Source organism: Atopobacter sp. AH10 (assembly GCF_003664595.1).
In the GTDB taxonomy this organism is placed as follows: Bacteria; Bacillota; Bacilli; order Lactobacillales; family Aerococcaceae; genus Atopobacter.
In genome coordinates this window covers 83479-90255 of the sequence record NZ_QXPZ01000036.1, presented here as the reverse complement: position 1 = coordinate 90255, position 6777 = coordinate 83479, and the positions used below count along the sequence as shown (strand labels likewise).

The window sequence follows — 6777 nt, the reverse complement described above, 5'->3', positions numbered from 1 at the left end:
CCCCCGAAGAAGAGTGATTTTCTCTAAAAAATTTACCAACAACAAAATTTGACAAAGTGCCTTTATTTTTTACCTAAAAGTCTAAGCTAGCGCTGAATCTCCTTCTCCCACTCATACAGCTTATTTCAAGTCCTTATCTTTTCCCTAAAAAACTCCTATGAGATGAAAGAGCCCAAAAAAACGCTAGAGCTTTCATAACCAATAGCTCTAGCGTTTGTGAAAAGGAATACTCCTACTCCTTTATTTTTTAGGTTCTACTACCAAATAACGATGAGGCTCTTTACCTTCAGAATGCGTTTGAATCAATTCATTCCGGCTTAATTCTGAATGAATCATTTTACGTTCAAAAGAAGGCAGAGGATCTAGAATAATCGATTGACCTGTTTCCAATACTCGGTTAGCTGTCCGATGGGCTAGACGTTTTAAAATATCTTGACGGCGTTCACGATAATCTCCTACATTGACAATAACCGAATAACGGCCGGTGATATCTCGAAAGACAAGAACTTGAGCCAAGTTTTGTAGAGCATCTAAAATTTTCCCATGGTGTCCAATCACTAATCCTTGCTTTTCAGTCTCTATTTGGAAAGTAATGCGACGACTTTCTAACTTACCAACGACTTCTGCTTCAACCCCATAGGCTCTGCAGACATCCTTTAAATAAGTTGCTACAGAAGCAATGACTTCATTTTCATGTGCCATATCAATGACTAAAGATTCTTTTCCATCGTCTTCATCCACTGGATCATATTCATCTGCTTCATCATCTTCGTCATATTCGTCTAATTCATCATCTTCGTCTTCTTCATCGTCTTTTTCAGAAACGGCAACATGATCGAGTTCATCCTCTAGCTCTTTAATATTTTCTAGAACTTCTTGGCTAGTTTCATCTTCGTTTATATTTTCATCCAATTCTTCTTCTAAATCATCTCCGCTCAAGACTAAACGAGATAATTTTACCTTTGCTGGTCTAGCTCCAAAACCAAAAAGTCCTTTTTTCCCTTCGTCGAGAATTTCAACAGTGACATCTTTTGATTCGAGTTGCATCTTCACTAAACCACGTTGGATAGCTTTTTCTACCGTCGCTTCTTCGATGATCAATGTGTCTTTATCGCTCATACTTTTCTCTCCCTAATTACTATTTTATTTAGCATAAGTTCATGGATAAAGAAGGGGCTATTTTAGTCTATCTCTCTCCCCATTCTCTATAAAATCAACAAAGTCTTCACTTGACCTAATCTACTACAAGTCTATCACAGAACTTCTTTATTCGCACGGTTAACTATTTTTTCTTTTTCCGATGCCAAGCCTTTCTGACAGCACGTGCTTTATCTTTTTTGATCTTTTCTTGCCGTTGACGTTCTTCAATAATCTTATAGGGATTGTTGAGTACCATGATTTGTCCAACTGAGAAAATATTACGAGTGACCCAGTACAAGGAAACAGCAGATGGCAGGTTAATTGCCATAAGTGCAATCATCACTGGCATCACAATTTGCATAGCCTTAGTCATCCCATTTTCTTGCATTTGAGACTTAGCAGATAACCAAGTAGAGATATAGGTAAATACCCCAGCAAGAATAGGTAAAATGAAGTAAGGATCAGGCTTCCCTAGATTCATCCATAAGAAACTTCCTACCCTTAGCACTGGTGAGCGGAATACCGCTTGATAAATGGCCATCAAAACAGGCATTTGAGCTAAGAGTGGCAAACATCCCGCAAAGGTGTTGACCCCTTTTGCTTTATAAAGCGCTTGAGTTTCTTCTTGAATCTTGATTTGGCTCTCACGATCACCAAAAGGATATTTTGCTTTAATTTCTTCAACTTCCGGTTGCAAGTCCGTCATCTTTCTCATGGACTTGTATTGCAAGTGCATCAATGGCATTAACAAGATGCTCACAAGAATTGTAAAGACAATAATGCCGACCCCATAGTTACCACCACAGATATCTGATAACCAAATGATCAGGCGAATAAATGAATAAACAATGCCACCTTCCCAGAGACCTGTGCTTTCATGAGTAATGTCACCTCGCCCACACGCAGTCAAAAGTAAAGCTAGAGGAATAAGGGCAAAAGATTTTTTACTGAAATGCTTCATAACTGATTCATTCCTTTCTTATCTTTAAGAACATGAGCTAATGACAGAGCATGCTCCATGTTGTGAGTCAGTTGATCCAGGCTCAAGGAAACAACAGGCTTACGAGCAATTAAGACAATGTCCACGTCGTCCTGTAGCTGGTCATTAAAAAAACGGATGCAATCCCGCATATATCGCTTAATCCGATTACGGGTTACTGCATTCCCTAGCTTTTTCGAAACAGACAAACCCACCCGATAATGGCTTTGGCCTGCTTTCTTCAAAACATAAATGACAAACTGGCGATTCGCAAAAGACTTTCCTTGACGAAAAACCGCTTGATAATCCTTCTCTGTTTTTACACGGTACTGCTTTTGTAACCCCACTTCGCCAGCCTCCTCTCACCCTTGACCATTTTTATGCGTAAAAATAGCCTAGCTCTAAAAAATTCGTCCCTTCAACTAGACCCTATTCTTACAAAAAAAGATCACTGAGACGGTCAGTGATCTAAGCGCTTAATACTTTTCTACCTTTACGGCGTCTACTCTTTAAAACTCTTCTCCCATTTTTTGTGCTCATCCGTTTACGGAAGCCGTGCACTTTTTGGCGATGACGTTTCTTTGGTTGATACGTACGCTTCATGTTTAGAACACCTCCTCGTACTTCTTTCGCTCGGTTTTTATTCACTCGAATCGATTAAAAATGATTTACTGTTGAATTTTAGCACAAAGTCCGTTAAAAACCAAGTCTATTTTGGCTTTTTTCAAGGAAATAACTGTTTTTTAACCTTTCTATCACTTTATCCTATTGAGAGAAGGCTCTTTCATCAACTATTTAGCACTTTCTTTTTTTAATTGAGCTTCTCTATTTTTCAGACGATTAGCTTCTAATTGTCTTTTCCTTTCAACTGCATGGAGGATCAAGGCTAAAGTAACGACCCCATAAGAGATAAATGTTCTAAAGTACTCTCCCATCATGGCATCCCCTGTGAGAACTCTCCCTGCTTGTGGCAGGATAATAAACATCAAATGGAATAAAGCTGTCCCAATCAATACATTAGGAATGGAGGCCTTCGAAACGCTCGCTCCACCAACTAGAATGGAAGCAGCGGCGTATAAGGCAGCTTGGTCTTGACCAGCATATGTTGCTAGAGTTCCTATATTTTGTAAATAAATAATTTGCCCATAACAAGCTAATAATGTAGAAATGACAATGGACATGATCCTAATTTTATCTGAATGCATGCCAGCATTAGAGGCAACTAATTGATCTTGACCAACAGCTTTCATATCGTGCCCTAGTTTCGTATTTCTAAACCATACAATAAATAAACATAATAGGACAATGAGGCCTAATGTCACAACTGGTACATCAAAAAGAACGGACTGACCCGCCATTAGCGGAAAAGAAATTCGATATTTTAAAATATTATCAAACCCTTGTGCTGAACTCAAAGTAATTGAATTCTTGATCCCATAACCTTGCGATAGGATCATTGCCTTATTTTGCATAGGGATTAAAGTACCACAGAAGTAATACAAAAATAGCATATACCAACCAAGGATGAAGAAAGAAAGCATCATGGAGGTAATCATTTCTCTTCCCCTCGCTCGATTAAGAACTCTTCCTGAAAATTGACCTAACAAGATAGCAATTGGCGTCCCAAGACCAGCTGCAATCAGCAAACCACTTGCTCCTGTAAATCCCCAATTTTGTGCAAATACAATCCCAATTTGTCCAGCCATAGCGCCTAATGGAATACCAAAGTTAATCCCCATTCCTGCAATAATTGGAATAATCAAGGACAAAACTAAAAAGGTATTTCGAATCATCCGCTTACTTAGCTCATTAGTCACAAAAGAAAGAGGCGGTTTGGCTATGATTAAACCTAGAGTGACGATGACTAAAAAGATTATAGGCACCAGAAAACGGCGCATGAGCTTATTAACATCTGTTTTTTTATTCATCTACATTTCTCCTTGTTAGTGCGTAAATAATCATGCCATTTGTAATGATCATTCGAAGAACCTCTGAAATATCAATATTCAAAGCTCCATTAATAACTGTTGGTGTTAAGGTAATAATCCCTTGAAACAAGAAAGTCCCTATCACAACATGACCAATGGAAGCTTTATTAATACTTGCTCCACCAATCAAAAGTGCTGCAACAGTTTGGAAAGTAAAGGCTAATGGTGCTTGATACAATTGAATAAAACCATAGGATTGTTGATAGATGATAATACCTACTGCTGCAATAATAGTCGATAAGATGACAGATACCAAACGTACCTGATTAATATTGATTCCGGCCGCTTTAGCATATTGTGGATTGGATCCAACTGCTGTCATAGCTGTCCCTGTTTTACTTCTAAAAAATGTCCAAACGATCAATGCCATAAGAGCAAAAATCAAATACATCCCCACCGGAACACTCACGCCGAAAACTTTAAAACTTAAAAAATTGTCCAAAATACCAACAGAAGCTTTTGTCCCATCTTTTAAAATTCTAGAAGTCATCCAATAATCGGCCACTGGAACCTGTTGAGATAGACCTTTCCCACTATAGCTCAAAACTGAAACAGGGTTTTTATAAGGGAGAACGAGATAAGCCATACACATAAAAGCTGTAAAGGAGTAGCCCACATAGGTGGCAATCAACATTTCGTCCCCTTTAATTTTATTGAGTAAAAAACCATAGCCAGCTCCAAAAATAGCCGCTATTACTGAGCCGATCATAATAGCCAAAAGAATTCCTGGAAATCCTTTGATCCCAAATTCAATGGACGTCACTCCACCGAGTATCCCTGAAACGATCCCTATTGGTACACCAAAATTTAATCCACATCCCGATTGCACCATTGGAACTAGAGATAAGACCAGTATGGAAAACATTCCAAAGCGTGCCAAAACATTCTCAATGGAGTCCGTTAAAGATACACCTGCGTATGGTGCAATCATCAATAAACTGATCAAAAACATCCCAATAATGAATCGAGGAACCCCTATTGTTTTAAACAAACTTTTTACTTTAACCATTGATTGCCTCCACTTCTCCACTCATCAAGAGCCCATATTTTTCTGGACTATCATCTGGCTTAAGAATCCCAGCAATTTTTCCTTCGCATACCACCGCAATACGATCGCAAATACTTCTTAATTCTTCTAATTCTGAAGATACCATCACAATCGTTGTCCCATCTTCCACATTTCTCTTTTTCAAGGCTTCTAGGACTAGCTCCTTAGCCCCAATATCAATTCCTCGTGTGGGTTCTGAAACAAATAATAAATCAGGTTCCATGGCAAAGGCTTTGGCTAAGCACACTTTTTGCTGATTTCCTCCAGATAAGCGACCTGCTTTTTGATCTGGTCCAGTCGTTTTAATAGCCAAGGATTGAATATAATGTTCAGATAACTTGCGCATAGCTTCTTCATCTCTAAATTTCAATCCAAATCTTTTTTGGATAAATTTTTCCTGAACTTGCATAGCATTGAAAGAAATATTCCAAAAAATTGGTTCTTCAAGTAGTAAGCCAACGCCTCTCCTATCTTCCGACACAAAAGCAATCTTTTGTTTCAAAATCTCTAGAGTATCGCCTAAAGGTAATTCTTTTCCCTTATAACGAATTTTCCCTTGAGCAGGGTAGCTCCCTAAAATACCATTAGGAATCCCCAATTTACCTTGTCCTGCTAAACCAGCAATCCCTAAAATTTCTCCCTTAATAATAGAAAGATTGACATCATAAACTGCCTCACCAGGCATATCAACAGCTAGGTGCTCCACTTCCATCAAATAATTATTTTCATCCAGATTCTTTCTGCTCGCTTTCTCAGACAAATTCTTTTTCTTTTGACGGCCAACCATCCAGCCTGCAATAGATTCTATAGATAAATTTTTATTCTCACGATCTTCTATAATTTCCCCATCTCTTAAAACAACTACCCGATCGCAAATCGTCGTAATTTCCCGTAGACGGTGGGAAATAAAAATAATCGCTATCCCTATATCAGATAACCTTTTCAAGGCTTCCATTAGACTATTAGCTTCAGATTCGGTTAAAACAGCTGTCGGTTCATCCATTATGAGTAATTTCACATCTTTTCGGGTGATCTCTCTAGCAATTTCGATAAACTGTTTATGACCCACTGGCATTTCTGATACATAAGCATGAGGATCTATCTTTACATCTAATGTCCCCAAAGCTTTCTCAGCCAGATGACAGTTAGCTTCCATATCAATAGTAGCCATTTTTTTACCTAAGACTTTAGAAGCAAAGCCCGACTTGGTCTTTTCCATATCTAAGGTGATATTTTCAGCTACTGTAAAACCTGGAATTAAACTGAATTCTTGATGCACCATACCTATGCCTGCTTTTAATGCATCAATAGGTGATTTAAAATGAATCAATTGACCATCAAAATAAATCTCACCCTTATAGCCTCCTGTAGATTGAATAACATTCATCCCAAAGAGAATGTTCATCAAGGTAGACTTGCCTGCCCCATTTTCCCCAACTAAACCGAGAATTTTGCCACTATCTAAAGAAAAATTAACATCTTTCAAGACAAGGTTTTCCCCGTAACTTTTGCTGACTTTTTTCAATTCAAGCAATGTATTCACAAGATACCTCCATCTGGAATAAACGGAAAATCAACGGAAACCCGTTGATTTTCACTTGTTTTTCCTATTTTCAGTTGTT

The 6777-nt window shown here is 38.2% G+C and carries 7 protein-coding genes; all 7 read right to left on the bottom strand.

Translation table 11 applies throughout. From position 1 onward, the window contains the following. Positions 1–240: 240 nt before the first annotated feature. The 7 genes from jag to D3H64_RS07870 all read right to left on the bottom strand — a co-directional run bounded on the left by jag (position 241) and on the right by D3H64_RS07870 (position 6698). Positions 241–1119: an RNA-binding cell elongation regulator Jag/EloR gene (gene jag / locus D3H64_RS07900; RefSeq protein ID WP_121565706.1), complete on the bottom strand. Its 879-nt coding sequence runs from the start codon at positions 1117–1119 to the stop codon at positions 241–243. 163 nt (positions 1120–1282) lie between these two features. Beyond that, positions 1283–2101 (bottom strand): membrane protein insertase YidC, encoded by an 819-nt coding sequence (gene yidC / locus D3H64_RS07895; protein WP_121565705.1) that lies wholly within the window; start codon positions 2099–2101, stop codon positions 1283–1285. After that, positions 2098–2466, bottom strand: a complete 369-nt coding sequence (rnpA, locus tag D3H64_RS07890) for a ribonuclease P protein component (RefSeq protein ID WP_121565704.1) — start codon at positions 2464–2466, stop codon at positions 2098–2100. Before rnpA ends, yidC begins: the two co-directional genes overlap by 4 nt. A 121-nt stretch (positions 2467–2587) precedes the next feature. Next, the gene (gene rpmH, locus D3H64_RS07885; protein WP_121565703.1) at positions 2588–2722 is read right to left on the bottom strand and encodes a 50S ribosomal protein L34; all 135 of its coding nucleotides are present in this window, start codon (positions 2720–2722) and stop codon (positions 2588–2590) included. A 188-nt stretch (positions 2723–2910) separates the two neighbouring features. After that, entirely contained in the window at positions 2911–4047 is a 1137-nt protein-coding gene (locus D3H64_RS07880) for an ABC transporter permease (protein ID WP_121565702.1), read from the bottom strand. Continuing rightward, positions 4040–5116, bottom strand: coding sequence for an ABC transporter permease (locus D3H64_RS07875; protein ID WP_121565701.1), 1077 nt, complete (start codon positions 5114–5116; stop codon positions 4040–4042). The genes D3H64_RS07880 and D3H64_RS07875 overlap by 8 nt, the downstream gene beginning before the upstream one ends. Further along, the gene (locus D3H64_RS07870) at positions 5109–6698 is read right to left on the bottom strand and encodes a sugar ABC transporter ATP-binding protein (protein WP_121565700.1); all 1590 of its coding nucleotides are present in this window, start codon (positions 6696–6698) and stop codon (positions 5109–5111) included. Before D3H64_RS07870 ends, D3H64_RS07875 begins: the two co-directional genes overlap by 8 nt. Positions 6699–6777: the final 79 nt, after the last annotated feature.

Excerpts from the sequence above, each read along its gene's own strand:
- jag (WP_121565706.1), bottom strand. The coding sequence starts at position 1,119 with ATGAGCGATAAAGACACATTGATCATCGAAGAAGCGACGGTAGAAAAA.
- yidC (WP_121565705.1), bottom strand. The coding sequence starts at position 2,101 with ATGAAGCATTTCAGTAAAAAATCTTTTGCCCTTATTCCTCTAGCTTTA.
- rpmH (WP_121565703.1), bottom strand. The coding sequence starts at position 2,722 with ATGAAGCGTACGTATCAACCAAAGAAACGTCATCGCCAAAAAGTGCAC.
- D3H64_RS07880 (WP_121565702.1), bottom strand. The coding sequence starts at position 4,047 with ATGAATAAAAAAACAGATGTTAATAAGCTCATGCGCCGTTTTCTGGTG.
- D3H64_RS07875 (WP_121565701.1), bottom strand. The coding sequence starts at position 5,116 with ATGGTTAAAGTAAAAAGTTTGTTTAAAACAATAGGGGTTCCTCGATTC.